This is a genomic window from Methylibium sp. T29 (genome assembly GCF_000576205.1).
GTDB lineage: Bacteria > Pseudomonadota > Gammaproteobacteria > Burkholderiales > Burkholderiaceae_C > Methylibium > Methylibium petroleiphilum.
In genome coordinates this window covers 1-17,274 of the sequence record NZ_AZND01000064.1, presented here as the reverse complement: position 1 = coordinate 17,274, position 17,274 = coordinate 1, and the positions used below count along the sequence as shown (strand labels likewise).

At 69.7% G+C, this 17,274-nt stretch carries 16 protein-coding genes and 2 pseudogenes; 14 read left to right on the top strand and 4 right to left on the bottom strand.

Annotation, left to right across the window (positions count from 1 at the left end; all coding sequences use genetic code 11):
• A partial coding sequence (locus tag x551_RS10100) for a ketopantoate reductase C-terminal domain-containing protein (RefSeq protein WP_036248384.1) occupies positions 1-485 on the top strand: 485 nt, incomplete at its 5' end.
• A 132-nt stretch (positions 486-617) separates the two neighbouring features.
• Positions 618-1,173, top strand: a pseudogene (locus tag x551_RS10095) (HNH endonuclease).
• Between the two features lie 139 nt (positions 1,174-1,312).
• Here the strand turns inward: x551_RS10095 and x551_RS27195 are convergent.
• Positions 1,313-1,480, bottom strand: a complete 168-nt coding sequence (locus x551_RS27195) for a hypothetical protein (RefSeq protein ID WP_231497571.1) — start codon at positions 1,478-1,480, stop codon at positions 1,313-1,315.
• A gap of 69 nt (positions 1,481-1,549) precedes the next feature.
• On the opposite strand from x551_RS27195, the gene x551_RS27190 reads away from it, so the two are divergent.
• Positions 1,550-1,801, top strand: coding sequence for a hypothetical protein (locus tag x551_RS27190; RefSeq protein ID WP_231497570.1), 252 nt, complete (start codon positions 1,550-1,552; stop codon positions 1,799-1,801).
• A gap of 15 nt (positions 1,802-1,816) precedes the next feature.
• On the opposite strand, the gene x551_RS10085 is transcribed toward x551_RS27190, so the two are convergent.
• Positions 1,817-3,622 carry a SulP family inorganic anion transporter gene (locus tag x551_RS10085; protein ID WP_036231062.1) on the bottom strand — a complete coding sequence of 602 codons (1,806 nt, stop codon included), beginning with the start codon at positions 3,620-3,622 and terminating at the stop codon, positions 1,817-1,819.
• 187 nt (positions 3,623-3,809) lie between these two features.
• Here x551_RS10085 and x551_RS10080 point away from each other — a divergent pair, with 187 nt between their 5' ends.
• The 3 genes from x551_RS10080 (at position 3,810) to groL (ending at position 6,815) form a co-directional block, all read left to right on the top strand.
• A complete protein-coding gene (locus tag x551_RS10080; RefSeq protein WP_011828026.1) occupies positions 3,810-4,538 on the top strand; it encodes a mobilization protein in 729 nt (242 codons plus the stop codon).
• 216 nt (positions 4,539-4,754) lie between these two features.
• Entirely contained in the window at positions 4,755-5,045 is a 291-nt protein-coding gene (locus x551_RS10075; RefSeq protein WP_011828027.1) for a co-chaperone GroES, read from the top strand.
• Positions 5,046-5,168: 123 nt separating this feature from the next.
• Positions 5,169-6,815 carry a chaperonin GroEL gene (gene groL / locus x551_RS10070; RefSeq protein WP_011828028.1) on the top strand — a complete coding sequence of 549 codons (1,647 nt, stop codon included), beginning with the start codon at positions 5,169-5,171 and terminating at the stop codon, positions 6,813-6,815.
• 299 nt (positions 6,816-7,114) lie between these two features.
• On the opposite strand, the gene x551_RS26270 is transcribed toward groL, so the two are convergent.
• Positions 7,115-7,603 carry a hypothetical protein gene (locus x551_RS26270; RefSeq protein ID WP_036248381.1) on the bottom strand — a complete coding sequence of 163 codons (489 nt, stop codon included), beginning with the start codon at positions 7,601-7,603 and terminating at the stop codon, positions 7,115-7,117.
• Positions 7,604-7,722: 119 nt separating this feature from the next.
• Between x551_RS26270 and x551_RS10060 the strand changes: the two genes are divergently transcribed.
• The 3 genes from x551_RS10060 to x551_RS10050 are packed head-to-tail and all read left to right on the top strand — an operon-like array spanning position 7,723 to position 11,537.
• Positions 7,723-8,439: a DUF1631 family protein gene (locus x551_RS10060; protein ID WP_036248379.1), complete on the top strand. Its 717-nt coding sequence runs from the start codon at positions 7,723-7,725 to the stop codon at positions 8,437-8,439.
• The gene (locus x551_RS10055) at positions 8,412-9,122 is read left to right on the top strand and encodes a DUF1631 family protein (RefSeq protein WP_036248376.1); all 711 of its coding nucleotides are present in this window, start codon (positions 8,412-8,414) and stop codon (positions 9,120-9,122) included. The genes x551_RS10060 and x551_RS10055 overlap by 28 nt, the downstream gene beginning before the upstream one ends.
• A gap of 60 nt (positions 9,123-9,182) precedes the next feature.
• Positions 9,183-11,537 (top strand): patatin-like phospholipase family protein, encoded by a 2,355-nt coding sequence (locus x551_RS10050; RefSeq protein WP_253950346.1) that lies wholly within the window; start codon positions 9,183-9,185, stop codon positions 11,535-11,537.
• 15 nt (positions 11,538-11,552) lie between these two features.
• On the opposite strand, the gene yihA is transcribed toward x551_RS10050, so the two are convergent.
• Positions 11,553-12,254, bottom strand: coding sequence for a ribosome biogenesis GTP-binding protein YihA/YsxC (yihA, locus tag x551_RS10045; RefSeq protein WP_036231056.1), 702 nt, complete (start codon positions 12,252-12,254; stop codon positions 11,553-11,555).
• A 71-nt stretch (positions 12,255-12,325) separates the two neighbouring features.
• Here yihA and x551_RS10040 point away from each other — a divergent pair, with 71 nt between their 5' ends.
• The 5 genes and pseudogenes from x551_RS10040 to x551_RS27185 all read left to right on the top strand — a co-directional run.
• On the top strand, positions 12,326-12,943 hold the full coding sequence (locus x551_RS10040; protein ID WP_011828032.1) for a c-type cytochrome: 618 nt from the start codon (positions 12,326-12,328) through the stop codon (positions 12,941-12,943).
• Positions 12,944-13,074: 131 nt separating this feature from the next.
• On the top strand, positions 13,075-15,192 hold the full coding sequence (locus x551_RS10035; protein WP_036231053.1) for a cytochrome c biogenesis protein ResB: 2,118 nt from the start codon (positions 13,075-13,077) through the stop codon (positions 15,190-15,192).
• Positions 15,189-16,610 carry a c-type cytochrome biogenesis protein CcsB gene (gene ccsB, locus x551_RS10030; protein WP_036248373.1) on the top strand — a complete coding sequence of 474 codons (1,422 nt, stop codon included), beginning with the start codon at positions 15,189-15,191 and terminating at the stop codon, positions 16,608-16,610. The genes x551_RS10035 and ccsB overlap by 4 nt, the downstream gene beginning before the upstream one ends.
• Positions 16,611-16,647: 37 nt before the next feature.
• On the top strand, positions 16,648-17,004 hold the full coding sequence (locus x551_RS10025; RefSeq protein ID WP_011828035.1) for a hypothetical protein: 357 nt from the start codon (positions 16,648-16,650) through the stop codon (positions 17,002-17,004).
• A 139-nt stretch (positions 17,005-17,143) separates the two neighbouring features.
• A pseudogene (locus x551_RS27185) lies at positions 17,144-17,274 on the top strand (protein-methionine-sulfoxide reductase catalytic subunit MsrP); the annotation flags it as partial.

Here is a 17,274-nt window from a genome sequence, read left to right as displayed (position 1 = left end):
CCGGCGGCGCCAGCGCGCGCGTCGCCGCGGTGGCGCAGGCCCTGCGCGACGGCGGCCTGGAGGTCGAGGCCACACCGGACATCCGCCAGGCGATCTGGTTCAAGCTGTGGGGCAACATGACGACCAACCCGGTGTCGGCACTGACCGGCGCGACGGCGGACCGGATCTTCGACGATCCGCTGGTCAATGCCTTCTGCCTGCGCGCGATGGCCGAAGCGTCGGCCATCGGCGCGCGTATCGACTGCCCGATCGCGCAAAGCGGCGAGGAACGCCAGGCGGTGGGCCGCAAGCTCGGGGCCTTCAAGACCTCGATGCTGCAGGATGTGGAGGCCGGCCGCCCGATCGAGCTCGACGCGCTGGTCACCGCCGTCCACGAGATCGGCGCGAAGCTCGGCCTGCCCACGCCCAACATCGACGCGCTGCTCGGGCTCACCCGGTTGATGGCCGGCACGCGCGGTCTGCTGCCGGCGGCGACCGGTCGATGACCCGCGCATGACACGCCGGCGCGCGGTGTCGCGCCGACCCCGCAGATCGACCCCCGGCCCGCCGCCGCTAGCGTTGCTCCGCTTGAGGCGGCGGGCCGCCGTGCTCTATGCTCCGTGTCAAGGAGTTTGTGCATGGACGTGCTGCAGCTCGACGTGTCGGGCCGACCTCAGCTTGGATCACCGCCCGCGAGGCGGCGGTTCTCTACGCCAGCGATGGCGTCGCGTGGACGCTGGGCGACGCCTGCGTGGTGCTGCGTGGCGGCATCCAGCGCCGCACCGGCCTGCAGTCGCGCATCGAGGTGCACTCCATCATCGCGGTCCGCGGCAGCGTGCCCAGCCGCGCCTGGCGGCAGACGCCGGCGCTGTCGAACCCCAAGCTGTTCGTGCGCGACCGCTACATCTGCGCCTACTGCGGGGGCCAGTTCCATGCCGACGACCTGACCCGCGAGCACATCCAGCCCACCTCGCGCGGCGGGCTCGACAGCTGGATGAACTGCATCACCGCCTGCCGCAGCTGCAACGGTCACAAGGCCAACCGCACGCCGGAAGAGGCGCGCATGAGCCTGCTCTACCTCCCTACGTGCCGAGCCTGCACGAGGACATGATCCTGCGCGGCCGCCGCATCCTGGTCGATCAGATGGAATTCCTGCTGGCCAGCGTGCCGCGCTCCAGCCGTCTGCATGGTTGAAGTCGCGGTGAAATAATTCCGTTCCGGTGTTGCGCGCGGCTGAACCGCGAACGCAAGCCCCGACTCCAACCGCTCCGTGGCGTCAACGCCCCCGAGGGCGGCCTCGTTGTGCCGTGATCGCCCAGTGCGTGAAGGAAGCTCACATGAAGAACCTGTTGATCGCTGGCGTCGTGCTGGCCCTGGCCGCCTGCTCCACCACCAGTCCCGACGTGGTCCAGCGCGGCGACGCGCAGCGGCTGTCGACCGTGCAGGACGCTGTCGTCGTCAACGTGCGCGAGGTCACGGTCGACGGCAGCCAGTCGGGCATCGGCGGTGTGGCCGGCGGCGTGGCGGGTGGCGTGGCCGGCAGTTCGGTCGCGGCCGCCGTGAAGCCGTGGTGGTGGGCGTTCTGGGTGCGGTGGCCGGCGCGGTGGTCGGCAACGCCACCGAGCGGCTCGCGACGCGCGAGCAGGCGCTGGAGATCATGGTGCAGCTGCGCAACGGCGAGCGGCGTGCCATCGTCCAGGCGCAGGGCAAGGAAAGCTTTCAGCCCGGCGACCAGGTGGTGCTGATCTCGACCGGCGGCACCACGCGCGTCGCGCGCGCGCAGTCGGTGCAGCCGCCGCCGGCACCGCAACCGCGCAGCTGATCGGGCTGCGGCGGTTCAGATCTCCGGCGCCGGCGGCGCGCCGGGCTGGTGGGCGCACTCGCCGAAGATCCTGACCTTGCAGCCGACGCAGATCGCCGGGTCGAGGCGCGGCACGATCCGTGCGATTGCGCTGTGCTTGTCGGAGAACACATGGTCTCGACCGAGCGCGTCGAGGAAGCCCGAGCGTTCCCATAGGTCCAGCACCGGCGGGCGCGGGCGGTGGAAATAGAGGTCGCCGCCGTCGGCCCGGCGGGCGCGCAGCTCTTCGTCCCAGACCTGGGCGCCGGCCGGGTCGATGAAGTTCATGCTCTTGCTCATGACCAGCAGGTGGCGCGGCGCGGTAGGCGCCGAGCGCAGGTGGTGCAGCGTGTCGGACACATGCTGGGCGGCGCCGAAGTAGACCGCCCCCTCCATGCGCAGCAGCTTGAGCTGCGGGCACTCCGGCAGCGCCTCGGCCTGGCCGTCGAGCACGACGAAGGGGCGGTCCGGCGCCACGGAATCGAACCCCATCGTGCGCATCGCCGGCCGCGCCGTGCGCTGCAGGTAGCTGCTCAGCGACAGGATGCTGCCGAGCAGGATCGCGATCTCGAGCCTGAGGCTCACGGTGGCCATCGCGGTGGCCGCGGCGATCGCGAAGTCGCTGCGCTCCAGCCGCATCAGGCGCCGCCAGCCGGGCAGGTCGAGCAGGTTCCAGGCGACCGGCAGCAGCACCGCGGCGATCGCCGCATTCGGGATCAGCGCCAGCAGCGGGGCACTCACCAGCACCAGCAACAGCAGCAGCCCGGCCGAGAACACCGAAGCCAGTGGCGTGCGCGCGCCGGCCTCGAGGTTGGGGATCGAACGGTTCAGCGATCCGCAGGAGACATAGGCGGAGGTCAGGCCTCCCACCACGTTGGACAGGCCCTGGCCGAGGAACTCGCGGTTGGCGTCGATGCGCTGGCCCGAGCGGGCGGCCACGGCCTTGGCGATCGAGATCGACTGGGCGAGCGCCACCAGCGTCAGGGCGAAGGCGATGCTGACCAGGTCGCGCAGCCGCGCCACGTCGATATCCGGCCAGTGCCAGCGCGGCCAGGGCAGCGGCACTTCGCCGATCTGCTCGACATGCCAGAACGTGCCGTCCTCGTGCCTGGCGTTCAGCAGCACGGCGACCAGCGTGCCGGCCGCCAGTCCCAGCAGCAGCGCTGGCCAGCGCCGCTGCCAGTGCCGCACGGCGAGCGTGACCGCGAGGGCCACCACGCCGACGACCAGCGAGCCGAGGTGCACCGCCTCCAGCGGCCGCTGCCAGAGGGCCTCGAGCATCGGCCTCAACCCGGTGCCGGAACTCATGCCCAGCAGGTCGGGCAGGGCATGCAGCGCGATCAGCACCGAGGCGCCGGCGGTGAAGCCTAGCAAGGCCGCCGGCGAGATGAAGTTGGCGATGCTGCCCAGGCGCAGCGTGCCGATCAGGGTCTGCATCACGCCGACCAGCAGCGTGACGGTCAGCGCGAGCTCGATGTAGTCGGGGCTGCGCACCCAGGCCAGCGGCGTGAGCATGGCCGCCAGCGCCAGCGAGTTCGCATTCGTCGGCCCCGACATCACGTGAAGGCTGGAGCCGAACAGCGCCGCGACGATGCACGGCAGGATGGCGGTGGCCAGGCCGTACTGCGGCGGCAGCCCGGCGAGCGTGGCGAAGGCGATGCCCTGCGGCAGCACCAGCACGGCGCCCAGCAGGCCGGCCAGCAGGTCGGCGCGCAGCGTCTCGCGCGACACGAGCCTGACCCACGGACCGAAGCAGCGTTGTAGCCAGGGCGGAGCGGCGGCCGGCGCAGCGGGTGAGGACATGCCGAATGATAGAAGCCGTCCCGGCCCTGCCGAGCGGCCGTGTCAAGGAGCAGAACGCAGTCCGATATCGCGCGGCCCGCCGTGTGGCGCCCCTCGCTGCGTTGCACAATGTCCCGTACGGGCGACGAATTCGACATGGCATCCCGCCGGCCGACGTTCCGCCTTTCGCCATGGAGAGCTGAGCAGCATGACGCAGATTCCCACGCTCGAGACCGCGACCACGTCGAGGATCCACATGATCGGCGGCGAGAAGGGCGGCGTCGGCAAATCGCTCGTGTCGCGTCTGCTGGCGCAGTACCTGATCGACCACGAGGTCCCGTTCACTGGCTTCGATACCGACCGTTCGCACGGCTCGCTGATGCGCTTCTATGCGGGCTACGCCTCGCCGGTGCTGGCCGATCGCTACGAGGCGCTGGATGCGATCGTCGAGGCGGCCATCGAGGCCCCGGGTCGCCGTGTGCTGGTCGACCTGGCAGCGCAGACCCATGATCCTCTGGTGAAGTGGATGGATGAGTCGGGCGTGCTGGACCTAGCCGACATGTCCGGTGTCGCCATCCACTACTGGCACGTGATGGACTCCGGCAAGGACTCGGTCGATCTGCTCAAGCGCCTGCTCGACCGCTTCGGCCGGCGCCTGCGCTACGTGCTGGTGCGCAACCAGCTCCGCGGCGACGACTTCAGCCAGCTCGAGAAGTCGGGCGAACAGGATCGCGCGCTGGCACTGGGCGCTCGTGTGATCACGCTCAAGCGCCTGCACGACTCGGTGGTGCAGAAGATCGACGCCAGCAACAGCAGCTTCTGGGCCGCGCGCAACTCGCCGGGCAGCGAAGGCCCGAGCCTGGGTCTGATGGAGCGCCAGCGTCTCAAGCTCTGGCTGAACCACGCCTTCAGCGAGATCGAGACGGCGGGGGTCTGACCGCGGCGGCCCGCCGCAAGTCGGGCCTTCGTCACGCTCCGGGCGCGGCGCTATTGAAACGCCGTGAGCGACCCCTATAATCTGTCGCTAGCACTCGCGCAGACTGAGTGCTAACAAGCCGGAGACGGCATCATCGTCTCTGGCTGCGCAATTGTGAGCTTGCGCTAACTGCGCGAAACAAGTCCGTAGATATTCGATACCCATCAAGGAGATGCGATGAAACTTCGTCCTTTGCACGATCGCGTGATCGTCAAGCGCCTCGAACAGGAAACCAAGACCGCTTCGGGCATCGTGATCCCCGACAACGCCGCCGAGAAGCCCGACCAGGGTGAAGTGCTGGCCGTGGGTCCGGGCAAGCGCAACGACAAGGGCGACTTCATCGCCCTGAACTGCAAGGTCGGCGATCGCGTGCTGTTCGGCAAGTACAGCGGCCAGACCGTCAAGGTCGACGGTGACGAACTGCTGGTGATGCGCGAGGAAGACCTCTTCGCCGTGGTTGAAAAGTAAATCGCGTGCGATTTGCTTTCGTCGCAGGCTGACTTCGCGCAGCGAAGTCAAGGCCCCAAGGGCCGGCCGTAGACAGAAGAATTCCCCGGCGCGAGCCGGCAAATCAGATTTCGGAGAATACAAATGGCAGCTAAAGACGTCGTTTTCGGCGGTGAAGCCCGCGCGCGCATGGTCGAAGGCGTGAATATCCTGGCCAACGCGGTCAAGGTGACCCTGGGCCCGAAGGGCCGCAACGTGGTGCTCGAGCGTTCGTTCGGCGCCCCGACCGTGACCAAGGACGGTGTGTCCGTGGCCAAGGAAATCGAGCTGAAGGACAAGCTCCAGAACATGGGCGCCCAGATGGTCAAGGAAGTCGCTTCCAAGACCTCGGACAACGCCGGTGACGGCACCACCACCGCCACCGTGCTGGCCCAGGCGATCGTGCGCGAAGGCATGAAGTACGTGGCCGCGGGCATGAACCCGATGGACCTGAAGCGCGGCATCGACAAGGCCGTCGTGAGCCTGGTCGAGCAGCTGAAGAAGCAGTCGAAGCCGACCACCACCAGCAAGGAAATCGCCCAGGTCGGCACCATCTCGGCGAATTCGGACGACGACGTCGGCCAGATCATCGCGTCGGCGATGGACAAGGTCGGCAAGGAAGGCGTCATCACCGTCGAAGACGGCAAGAGCCTGAACAACGAGCTCGACGTGGTCGAAGGCATGCAGTTCGACCGCGGCTACCTGTCGCCCTACTTCATCAACAACCCGGAAAAGCAGAGCGCGGTGCTCGACAACCCGTTCGTGCTGCTCTACGACAAGAAGATCAGCAACATCCGTGACCTGCTGCCGACGCTGGAGCAGGTGGCCAAGTCGGGCCGTCCGCTGCTGATCATCGCCGAGGAAGTCGAAGGCGAAGCGCTCGCGACGCTGGTGGTCAACACCATCCGCGGCATTCTGAAGGTCGTGGCCGTCAAGGCGCCGGGCTTCGGTGACCGTCGCAAGGCGATGCTCGAGGACATCGCGATCCTGACCGGCGGCAAGGTCATCGCCGAGGAAGTCGGCCTGACGCTCGAGAAGGTCACGCTGGCCGATCTGGGCCAGGCCAAGCGCGTCGAGGTGGGCAAGGAAAACACCACGATCATCGACGGCGCCGGCGCGGCGGGCGACATCGAAGCCCGCGTCAAGCAGGTGCGCGTGCAGATCGAGGAAGCCACCAGCGACTACGACCGCGAGAAGCTCCAGGAGCGCGTGGCCAAGCTCGCCGGCGGCGTGGCCGTCATCAAGGTCGGTGCCGCCACCGAAGTCGAGATGAAGGAAAAGAAGGCCCGTGTCGAAGACGCCCTGCACGCCACGCGTGCCGCGGTGGAAGAAGGCATCGTGGCCGGCGGTGGCGTGGCGCTGCTGCGCGCCAAGCAGGCCGCCGGTGCGATCAAGGGCGACAACGCCGACCAGGACGCCGGCATCAAGCTGATCCTGCGTGCGATCGAGGAGCCGCTGCGCATCATCGTCACCAACGCCGGTGACGAAGCCAGCGTGGTGGTGAACGCCGTGCTCGCCGGCAAGGGCAACTACGGCTACAACGCCGCCAACGGCACCTACGGCGACATGATCGAGATGGGCATCCTGGACCCGACCAAGGTGACCCGCACCGCGCTGCAGAACGCCGCCTCGGTGGCCGCGCTGATGCTGACGACGGAAGCCATGGTCGCCGAGTCGCCCAAGGACGACGCGCCGGCCGGCGGCATGCCGGGTGGCATGGGCGGCATGGGTGGCATGGGCATGGACATGTGATGTCCCGCCGGCCTCCCACGGGAGGCCGGCCGCCTGGGCTCTGCCCAGAACCGCGTCAGCAAGGGCCGCAGAAATGCGGCCCTTTTTCATGCGCGTTCGGCGAACGCTCCCGGGATAATCGGGCGCATGGATGTCTCGCCGCTGCTGCAGCGCTACCTCGACAGCTGTCTCGCGGAGGTGCCGCGCTGGATGAGCCGGGTCGCGAACGAGGCCCTGCAGGCGCTGCACGCACCGACCACCCGCAGCGCGCTGCGCGAACTGCCGGCGCGCCCGCGCGACGACGCCGAGCTGGCCCTGCGTCACAACCATCCGCTGTGGGCGCGTCGCGTCGGTGAGTTGCTGGGTTCGCGCTGGCGCAGCGAGATCGAGGCCGGCGCGCCCGACGCGGGCGCGACGCTGTCGCCGCGTCCGGCTTGGTCGGCCGAAGCGCTGACGCTGGTCGACGAAGCCGAGGCCGAAGAGAACATCGAGCTGCTGCGCGCGGTGCAGCTGGTCGACCACGCCGCCGAGCACGAGCTGCACGAGCTGCAGTCGCGCACAGCGACGCTGCGCGGCCAGGACACGGTGCGCGCGACCTCCAACCTGCTGCGGCCCGAGCTGCTGGTGCGCGCGGTGTGGGACGCCAGCGAGGTGCTGGGCCTCGGCGCACCGGCCCGCAAGGCACTGATGCGCGCCAGCGGCGAGCCGCTCGCACAGGCGCTGAAGCAGGTCGCGATCGACGCCGGCCGGCGCCTGGCCGACTGGGGGTCGGCCAGGCGGCTGGAAGGCCAGCTCCACGCCGGCGGCACGGCGGGTCGCGCCGCCGAATTCCGGCTACGACCTGACGCGTCCCGGCGCACTCGACAGCCTGCGCAGCCGCCTCAGCACGCGCTACGCGAACATCGACGGTGCCACGCGCGCCGGTCCGATGGACGAGGCCGATTCGCTGCAGCAGCTCGACCGCAATCTGGTGCATGTGCTGGCGCGGCGACCGCTGGGGATCCAGGGCGCCGACCGCCTGATGGCCCGGCTGCCCTTCCTCGAGGCGGCCGGCCGCCACGACGACGACCGCGAGATCATGCTGCTGGTGGCCCACCTGAGCGGCGCCGTGCTCGACGACGCGCTGCTGCCGCTGCCGGTGCGTTCCACGCTGGCCAGCTTGCAGGCACCGTTGCTGCGCGTGGCGCTGCGCGAGCCCCGGGTGCTGGAGGATCACTCGCACCCGATCTGGCAGATGATGATTCGGCTCGCGTCGCACACGGCCGGCTTCCAGGACGACGATGATCCCCGGCTGTGCGCGTTGCTGCTCGACGTCGAGGTGCTGTTCACGCGCCTGCAGGCGGCCACGCCGGCGATCGCGGTGCACGCGCAGGCGCTGACCGCGCTCGATTCGCTGCTGGTCGGCGAGCTCGACGCCGAGCGGCGTGAGGCCGCTGCGCCGATCGCCAAGCTGCAGGCGGCCGCGCGGCGCGTCACGATGGTCGAGGCGCTGCGCCGGCAGGTGCGACTCGAACTGCAGGACGCGACCTCGCCGTGGCGCATCGAGGGCAGTACGCCGGCCCGCCCGGCCGCGGCGGTGGTGCTGGACGAGACGCTGCAGCACTTCCTCACCGGGCCGTGGCCCGAGGTGCTGGCGCATGCCTGATCAACGACGGCGAGCAGGCCGACACGACGCGCGGTCTGCTGGCCGTGGTGCCGGATCTGCTCGCCAGCCTTGCGCCGCTGCGCAGCGAGGACGACCGTCGCCGCCTGGTGGCCGCGGTGCCGGGCCTGGTGCAGCGACTGCAGCAGGGCATGGCGCGCATCGCCACACCTCCCTCGCAACGCGATGCCGTGCTGGCCACCCTGATGGCATGCCACACCGACCTGTTGCGGCCGATCGGGAGTGCGGCGGTGTCCCTCACGCCAGAGGAAATCGTGCGCCGGATGCGCGAGGAAGAACTGCCGGACGAGCCAGCGCCGCGCACGCCGGCCGGCGACTCGATGTTCGACATCGCGACGCTCGACACCGTGCCGGCGGCGCTGATGCCCGAGGCGCCGGTGGCGGGCGCGCGCGGCTGGCTGCAGCACCTGGCGGTCGGTACCTGGTGCCGGTTGGTCGCCCGCGGCGACTGGACCGTGGCGCGCGTGTTGTGGGTCGACGAGTCGCGCGAGCACTGGCTGTTCAGCGACGCCGAACTCGGACTCACGCACGGCCTCACGCGGCGTGCGCTCGAGCGCCTGGCCGACGGCGGCCTGGCCGGGCCACTGGAGCAGCGCAACCTCATCGAGCGCGCCGTCGACGCCCTGATGGCGCCGCCGCGCGGCCGCGACACCACGTTGGGCTGAGGCGCGGCGTCATCGCGCCACCGTCGCGGGGATCGTGCGAGAGCCCCGCACAATCCCGGCATGTACCGCATCCGCGTCCTGTCGTCGCTCCGGGGAGGCTTGATCGTTGCGATCGTCGCAGCGGCGGCAATGGCCGAGGCGGGCGGCATGTCACCGTCGCCACTGCCGGCCGCCGCGTCTGCCGCCTCCGCCCCGGCCGCGGCCCGTGCCGCGGCACCCGTGACCGAGCCTCGATCCTTGCAACCCGCGGGGCGGCCGCGCATCGGCCTCGTGCTGTCGGGTGGGGGAGCGCGCGGTCTCGCGCACGTCGGCGTGCTGAAGGTGCTGGAGCGCGAGCGCATCCCGATCGATGTGATCGCAGGCACCTCGATGGGCGCGATCATCGGCGGCTTGTATGCGAGCGGCATGAGCGCCGAGTCGCTGGAGCGCGAGCTGCTCAAGGTCGACTGGGACCAGCTGTTCGCGACCCGCGTCGCGCGCCGCGAGCTGTCGCAGCGGCGCAAGGAGACGGACTTCGAGATCGCCTCGGCGCTCGAGATCGGCCTGCGCGACGGCGAGCTGCGCGTGCCGATCGGCACGCTGTCGAGCCGCGGGCTGGAGTCGCTGCTGCGCCGGTACACGCTGCCGGTGCGTGCGGTGCGCGATTTCGACCGCCTGCCCACGCCCTTTCGTGCCGTCGCCACCGACATGGAGAACGGTCAGCCGCTGGTGCTGAAGGAGGGCGATCTGGCGCTTGCGATGCGATCGAGCATGAGCGTGCCCGGCGTGTTCGCACCGACCGAGATCGAGGGGCGCATCCTCGGTGACGGCGGGCTGGTGAACAACCTGCCGGTCGATGTGGCGCGTGCGATGGGCGCCGATGTCGTGATCGCCGTCAACATCGGCACGCCGCTGGGTGCGCGCGACACGCTGGGCTCGCTGATCGGCGTGACCACGCAGATGATCAACATCCTGACCGAGCAGAACGTGCAGCGCAGCCTGGCGACGCTGGGCCCGCGCGATCTGCTGATCGCGCCGCAGCTCGGCCTGCTGAGCTCGGCCGACTTCGCGAAGGCCATGGAGCTCATCGAGCTGGGCGAGCTGCAGACGGCCCAGATGGTGCTGCAGCTCGAGGCCTATGGCGTCGATCAGGCCAGCTACCAGAGCTGGGCGCAGGCGCGGGCGCGGCCCGGTCTTCCTCAGCCCGTATTGGAGTTCGTGAAGTTCGACGGCAGCGAGGTCACGCGGCCGGAACGCTTCGCCGAGCAGCTGGAGACCCGTCCCGGCAAGCCCTTCGCCGCCGATGCCGCCGAGCGGGACGCGCGCCGCCTCGCGGCCAGCGGCGACTACACCCGCGTCGACTATCAGTTGCTGCGCACCGGCAGCGGCGACGACGGCGTGGTGTTCAACCTCGAGGAGAAGTCCTGGGGGCCGAACTACTTCCGCTTCGGGCTCGGCCTGTCCACCGACTTCAGCGGGCGCAGCAGCTTCAACGTCAAGATCGCCCACGTCTGGCGCTGGCTCGACGAGGTCGGCAGCGAGTGGCGCAACGTGGTCGAGATCGGCTCGCGGCCGGGCTGGTCCACCGAGTGGTACCGCCCGCTGGGCTGGAACACCTCGCTGGGCCACGATTGGTTCCTCGCCCCGACAGCCAGCGCCGACCGCCGCGAGGTCGTCACCTACGCTGGTGCCGAAGGGCCCGAGAGCGGTCGCTTCCGCCGCAGCAGCCTGCGCCTCGGCGTCGACCTCGGCCAGCCCTGGGGCGAGTTCGGCGAGCTGCGACTCGGACCCTATCTGCAGCGCTGGGATGACAAGACGCTGATCGTCAGTCGCGACTTCGCCGCGCCCGGCGGCGGCACCGAGCGGCGCGAGATCGGCCTGCGTCTGCGGGCCATCGTCGACCAGCTCGACTACGCCTTCTTCGCGCAGGAGGGCTACCGGCTGGTCGGCGAGCTGGCCGGAGGGCGTGTACGCAGCGGCAGCGATGCCGGCGAAGCCGAGCGCGACTTCAGCCGCGTCGAGGCCAACGTGAATGTCGCCACCACCTGGGCCGCCAAGCACACGCTGAACTTCTACGGCAGCACGCTGTTCGCCGGCCGCTCGGCGCCGCTGGGGCGCGGCCTGTATGCGCTCGGCGGCTTCCAGAATCTTTCGGGCTACGAACCGGGCCAGGTCGAGGGCAACTACCTGCTGTTCGGTCGCGCCAGCTACTACTACCGGCTGACCCCGCCTGCACTGACCCGTGGCTTCTTCGCCGGCTTGTCGTTGGAGGCTGGCAATGCCTGGGCCGAACGCCGCCAGATGAGCCTCGGCGACCTGCGCACCGGCACGAGCGTTTTCCTCGGTGCGGATACCGGGCTGGGCCCGCTCTATGTCGGCGTGGCCTACGCGCCGCGCGGCGACACCGCGGTCTACCTGCTGCTCGGCCGCCCCTGAGCGGCGGCGGCCGGTTCAGCCAGCCGGCGTCGATCCCGGCGCCGGCTCGCCGTGCGCCCAGGTGTGCAGCACCTGGGCGGCATCACCGACACCGCGCCGGCTCAGTGCCGAGAACAGCGCGAGGCTCAGGTCGGCGTCGTCGGTCGCCAACTGTCCAAGCACCCCCTGCGCGGCAGCGAGCGCGGCATCGGCCTCGCGGCGGTTGAGCTTGTCGGCCTTGGTCAGCAGCACCAGCAGCTTGATCTCTCCGGTGCCGACGCGCGGCGCCACGAAGGCCAGCAGCTGTTGATCGAGTTCGGTGAAGCCCAGCCGGGAATCGACCATCAGCACCACGCCCGACAGGCTGCGCCGCGTTTCCAGATACTCCGCCATCACCTGCTGCCAGCGCAGCTTTGCTCCGCGCGCGACGGCCGCGTAGCCGTAGCCGGGCAGGTCGGCGAACAGCGCGTCGGGCGCGTCCTTCGGGCCGAGCGAGAACAGGTTGATGTGCTGGGTGCGGCCGGGTGTCTTCGAGGCGAAGGCCAGGCGCTTCTGCTGCGTCAGCAGGTTGATCGCGGTGGACTTGCCGGCGTTCGAGCGGCCCACGAAGGCAATCTCCGGCAGCTCGTTGACCGGCAGGTGTTCCATCCGCGCGGCGGTGGTGAGAAAGCGGGCGGTGTGGGTCCAGGCCAGCGCCACTTTGGCGGGGTCCGGGACCGCCGGAGTGGGCGAGTTCATGCGGCATTGTAAAATCGCTGGTTAGCCGACGGGGCTGACCCGTTCGCCACCCACTCCTCCATTGCTCGCCCATGAAGTCTCTCCTGTCGTTCCTGTTGGCCGCCGCCCTCGTGACCCCGGTTCTGGCGGAGGAGGCCAAGGCGCCTGCCAAGCCCGACCTCAAAAAGGGCGAGGCGATCTCCACTGCGGTGTGCGCCGCCTGCCACACCGCCGACGGCTCGCGCGGCAGCCCCGCCAACCCCATCCTGGCGGGCCAGCATCCCGAGTACCTCGCCAAGCAGCTGGCCGAGTTCAAGTCGGGCAAGCGCAACAACGCGATCATGAAGGGCTTCGCCTCGACCCTGAGCGAGGACGACATGCGCAACGTGGCGGCCTTCTACGCGAGCAAGCAGGCCAAGCCTGGCTTTGCCAAGAGCAAGGACACCGTCACGCTGGGCCAGCAGATCTACCGCGGCGGCATCGCCGACAAGCAGGTGCCGGCCTGTGCCGGCTGCCACAGCCCGACCGGTGCGGGCATCCCGGCCCAGTACCCGCGCGTCGGCGGCCAGCACGCCGACTACACCGAGGCGCAACTGGTGGCCTTCCGCGGCGGCGCACGCAACAACAACGCCCAGATGAGCGTCATCGCGGCCAAGCTCAGCGACAAGGAGCTCAAGGCCGTCGCCGACTACATCGCCGGGCTGCGCTGACCCGGACGCGCCGGCGCGCTTTCCCGAAGGCCGGCTCGACGCCGGCCTTCGTATTTGTGCGGCGCGCCGGTTGAACTTTCGGGCTGTTGCCGCCTCTGCCTGTTCGCCCTTCGTCGAATCGTCCCTTTCCCATGACCGTCAGTACCACCGGCCTCGAACTGCCGACTCGCTCGCGCACGTTGCGCGCAGCGGTCGAGGTGCTGTCGTCGATGCGGTTTTCGATCACGCTGCTGACCGTGATCTGCATCGCCTCGGTCATCGGTACCGTGCTGCGGCAGCACGAGTCGATGAACAACTACGTGAACCAGTTCGGGCCGTTCTGGGCGCAGGTGTTCGACGCACTCGACCTCTATGCGGTCTACAGCGCCTGGTGGTTCCTGCTGATCCTGGCCTTCCTGGTCGCGTCGACCAGCCTGTGCATCGCGCGCAACGCGCCGAAGATCCTGGTCGATCTCAAGGCCTACAAGGAGCAGATCCGCGCGAGCAGCCTCAAGTCCTTCCATCACCGCGCCGAGGGCACACTCGCCGCGCCACGCGCCGAGGTGCTGGACCGCGTGTCGGCGTTGCTGGTCGCTGGCGGCTGGAAGGCCAAGCTGCAGGAACGCGAGGGCGGCGTGATGGTGGCGGCCCGAAAGGGCGCTGCCAACAAACTCGGCTATCTGGCCGCGCACTCGGCGATCGTGCTGATCTGCATCGGCGGCCTGTTCGACGGTGACCTGGTGGTGCGTGCGCAGATGGCGCTGTTCGACAAGTCCGCCTGGCCCGGGGCCGGCCTGCTGCGCAACGTGCCGGCCGAACATGTGCTCTCCGAGGGCAACCCGACCTACCGCGGCAACATCCTGGTCGGCGAAGGCAAGCGTGGCGGCACCGCGGTGATCCAGCTGAAGGACGGCGTGGTGCTGCAGCCGCTGCCGTTCGACATCGAGCTGAAGAAGTTCCTGGTCGACTTCTACCCGACCGGCATGCCCAAGCGATTCGCCAGCGACATCGTGCTGCACGACCGCGACACCGGCGCCACCCGCACCGCGACCGTGAAGGTCAACGAGCCGGTGCAGCACCGCGGCGTGATGATCTACCTGTCGAGCTTCGAGGACGGCGGCTCCAAGCTCAAGCTCCGGGGCTGGCCGCTGGGCGGCGGGACGCCGTTCCAGATGGACGGCGAGGTCGGCACCGAGACCAAGATCCAGAGCGAGCGCGACGGCCAGACGCTCGGTCTCGAGTTCACCGGCCTGCGCGTCATCAACGTCGAGAACCTCGCGGCGGTCGATGCGAGCGGCGGCACCGACGTACGCAAGGTCGATCTCGTCAACCGGCTCGAGAGCCACCTCGGTTCCGGCGCGAAGACGCGCACCGAGAAGACGCTGCAGAACGTCGGGCCGTCGATCAGCTACAAGCTGCGCGACGCGGCCGGCCAGGCCCGCGAGTACAACAACTACACGCTGCCGCTCACGCTCGATGGCCAGCGCGTCTTCCTCGCTGGGGTGCGTGAGACGCCTAACGAGCCATTCCGCTACCTGCGCATTCCGGCCGACGATGCCGACGGCCTGGCCGGCTGGATGCGGCTGCGCGGCGGCCTCAACGAGCGGGCGTTGCGCGAGGCCGCGGTGCAGCGCTACGTGGCCCGCGCCACGCCGGCCGACAAGCCCGAACTGGCGGAGCAACTGACAGTATCGGCGCGGCGCGCGCTGGACCTCTACGCCGGCATCGAGCCGGTGCGCGCGGGCGAACCGGCCGTCGGCGGGCTGCAGGCGCTGTCGGGCTTCCTGGAGGCCAGCGTGCCGGAAGCCGACCGCGAGCGCACCTCGGACGTGCTGCTGCGCATCCTCAACGGCACGCTGTTCGAGTTGCTGAACCTGACGCGCGAGCGCGCCGGCCTCAAGCCCCTCGTGCCCGACGAGGCCACCCAGGCCTTCATGACACAGGCCGTGCTGTCGCTCTCGGATGCCTTCTTCTACCCGGCGCCGGTGTTGCTGGCCCTGGACGACTACACCCAGGTGCAGGCCAGCGTGTTCCAGGTCACGCGCACGCCGGGCAAGACGCTGGTCTACCTCGGCTGCCTGTTCCTGATCATCGGCGTGTTCGCGATGCTCTATGTGCGCGAACGCCGCCTGTGGGTGTGGCTCGAGGACGCACCGGACGGCGGCGGCACGCGCCTGACCGCCGCGCTGTCGTCGACCCGGCAGACGCTCGACACCGACCGTGAGTTCGAGCAGATACGCGACAGCCTCCTAGCGAAGGAAAGCGCATGAACACCACCACGCCCCCCGCCATGCTGACGATCGGTCGCGGCGGCTACTTCGCCCGGCGCAGCGCCTTCGACTGGATCTTCGCGCTGCTGGTCGTGGCCGGTGCCGGCTATGCCTTCCAGCGCTATGGCAGCCACATGGACGGCTACGAACTCGGCATCCTCGCCGGCGCGACACCGCTGGTCATCGGCCTGGGCTGGTTCTGGGGCCCGCTGCGGGGCCTGGCGATCGCCGTCGCGCTGGCCAGCTTCCTCGCGATCGGCCTCTACAGCCGCACCACCGACGGCTTCGGTGCCGACCTCGAGGCCGGGCAGCAGCTGTTCCTGCTGAAGTACCTGTTCGCGAGCCAGACGGCGATCCTGTGGATGTGCACGCTGTTCTTCATGAGCACGCTGTTCTACTGGATCGGTTTCTTCAAGCAGCGCGACAGCCAGGCCACGGCCGAGAAGATCGGCTCGCTGCTGGCCTGGGGCGCGGTGTTCATGGCGCTCACCGGCACCATGGTGCGCTGGTACGAGAGCCACCAGATCGGCGCCGACATCGGCCACATCCCGGTCAGCAACCTCTACGAGGTGTTCGTGCTGTTCGCCTGGATGACGGCGCTGTTCCACCTGTACTTCGAGGCCAACTACCTGCAGCGCGCCGCCAGCACGGCCAGCGGCCGGGCCGCCAATGCCGGCAGTGGCGAGGGCAGCGTGCGCTCGCTCGGTGCCTTCGTGATGCTGATCGTCAGTGCGTCGGTCGGCTTCCTGCTCTGGTACACGGTGGCGCGCGAGGCGCAGGAGATCCAGCCGCTGGTGCCGGCGCTGCAGAGCTGGTGGATGAAGGTGCATGTGCCGGCCAACTTCGTCGGCTACGGCACCTTCGCGCTGGCCGCGATGGTCGCCTGGGCCTACCTGCTGAAGACGGCCGCGACGCGGGCCCTGGTGACCGCTTTCATCGTCCTGCCGGTGGGCTTGCTGGCGGTGCTGGGGGCCTTTGCGGCGTTCGCGCCGCTGCAGGCCGAAACGGTGGGTTCGCTCGGCTCGGCGATGCGCCTGATCGGCGGCGTCGGCGCCTTCTTCGCGCTGACGCTGGCGCTGCGCCGGCCGATCGTCGCCAAGCTGCCGGCGCTGGAACTGCTCGACGACGTGATGTACCGCGCCATCGCGGTCGGCTTCGCTTTCTTCACGATCGCGACCGTGCTCGGCGCGCTGTGGGCCGCCGAGGCCTGGGGCGGCTACTGGAGCTGGGACCCGAAGGAGACCTGGGCGCTGATCGTCTGGCTCAACTACGCGGCCTGGCTGCACATGCGACTGATGAAGGGGCTGCGCGGCACGGTGGCTGCCTGGTGGGCGCTGGTCGGCCTGGTGGTCACCACCTTTGCCTTCCTCGGCGTGAACATGTTCCTGTCGGGCCTGCACTCCTACGGGCAGTTGTAAGCGGCAGGACGCTGCGCCGATTAAAGTCGGCAGCGTCATGCCCTATGCCTTGCGCCACGCCGACGGCCGCGTCCTGAGCCTGCACCGCCACCCGGAAGCGGGCGCGGAGTTTCTGCCGCCTGACCACCCGGAGGTGCAGGCCTTCGTCGGCGCCGGCAGCACGCCGCAGAGCGAGTTCGCGAAGCTCGACGCCGACGTCGTGCGCGTGCTCGAAGACCTGATCGACGTGCTGATCGCCCGCCAGGTCCTGCGCATCACCGACCTGCCGGTGCAGGCGCAGGAGAAGCTGTACGCACGCAAGAGCTTCCGCGATCGCAAGCCGGCCCAGGCGCTGCGCCTGTACGGCGACGAGGACGACGACGGCATCCTCTCCACCGACTTCTCGGCGCTCTGACGGGTCGCCCGGGACGCGTGCCCGGGCTGTAAGGTTGCCCGTCGCGCCGCGACTGTTGTGCAAGGATGTGCGGCCCGTGACGGAACTCCCGCCCCGCGCCGGCCTTCGAACCTCCGCGTTCCTCACCAGGCGACCGACCATGCTGATTCCCCGACAGGCCCGCGCGGGCTACCTCCATCCCGTGGCCAGCGAGATCACGCCGCGTGCGGCCTACGAGCAGCGGCGCGAGTTCCTGCGCCTGCTGGCCGCCGGCGGCGCCGGCGCCGCGCT

Coding starts and splice junctions, on each gene's coding strand:
- x551_RS27195 (WP_231497571.1), bottom strand. CDS start 1,480: ATGCCCGACTGGCTGCCGTCGACCGTGACCTCGCGCACGTTGACGACG.
- x551_RS10085 (WP_036231062.1), bottom strand. CDS start 3,622: ATGTCCTCACCCGCTGCGCCGGCCGCCGCTCCGCCCTGGCTACAACGC.
- x551_RS10080 (WP_011828026.1), top strand. CDS start 3,810: ATGACGCAGATTCCCACGCTCGAGACCGCGACCACGTCGAGGATCCAC.
- x551_RS10075 (WP_011828027.1), top strand. CDS start 4,755: ATGAAACTTCGTCCTTTGCACGATCGCGTGATCGTCAAGCGCCTCGAA.
- groL (WP_011828028.1), top strand. CDS start 5,169: ATGGCAGCTAAAGACGTCGTTTTCGGCGGTGAAGCCCGCGCGCGCATG.
- x551_RS10060 (WP_036248379.1), top strand. CDS start 7,723: ATGGACGAGGCCGATTCGCTGCAGCAGCTCGACCGCAATCTGGTGCAT.
- x551_RS10050 (WP_253950346.1), top strand. CDS start 9,183: ATGTACCGCATCCGCGTCCTGTCGTCGCTCCGGGGAGGCTTGATCGTT.
- yihA (WP_036231056.1), bottom strand. CDS start 12,254: ATGAACTCGCCCACTCCGGCGGTCCCGGACCCCGCCAAAGTGGCGCTG.
- x551_RS10040 (WP_011828032.1), top strand. CDS start 12,326: ATGAAGTCTCTCCTGTCGTTCCTGTTGGCCGCCGCCCTCGTGACCCCG.
- x551_RS10035 (WP_036231053.1), top strand. CDS start 13,075: ATGACCGTCAGTACCACCGGCCTCGAACTGCCGACTCGCTCGCGCACG.
- ccsB (WP_036248373.1), top strand. CDS start 15,189: ATGAACACCACCACGCCCCCCGCCATGCTGACGATCGGTCGCGGCGGC.
- x551_RS10025 (WP_011828035.1), top strand. CDS start 16,648: ATGCCCTATGCCTTGCGCCACGCCGACGGCCGCGTCCTGAGCCTGCAC.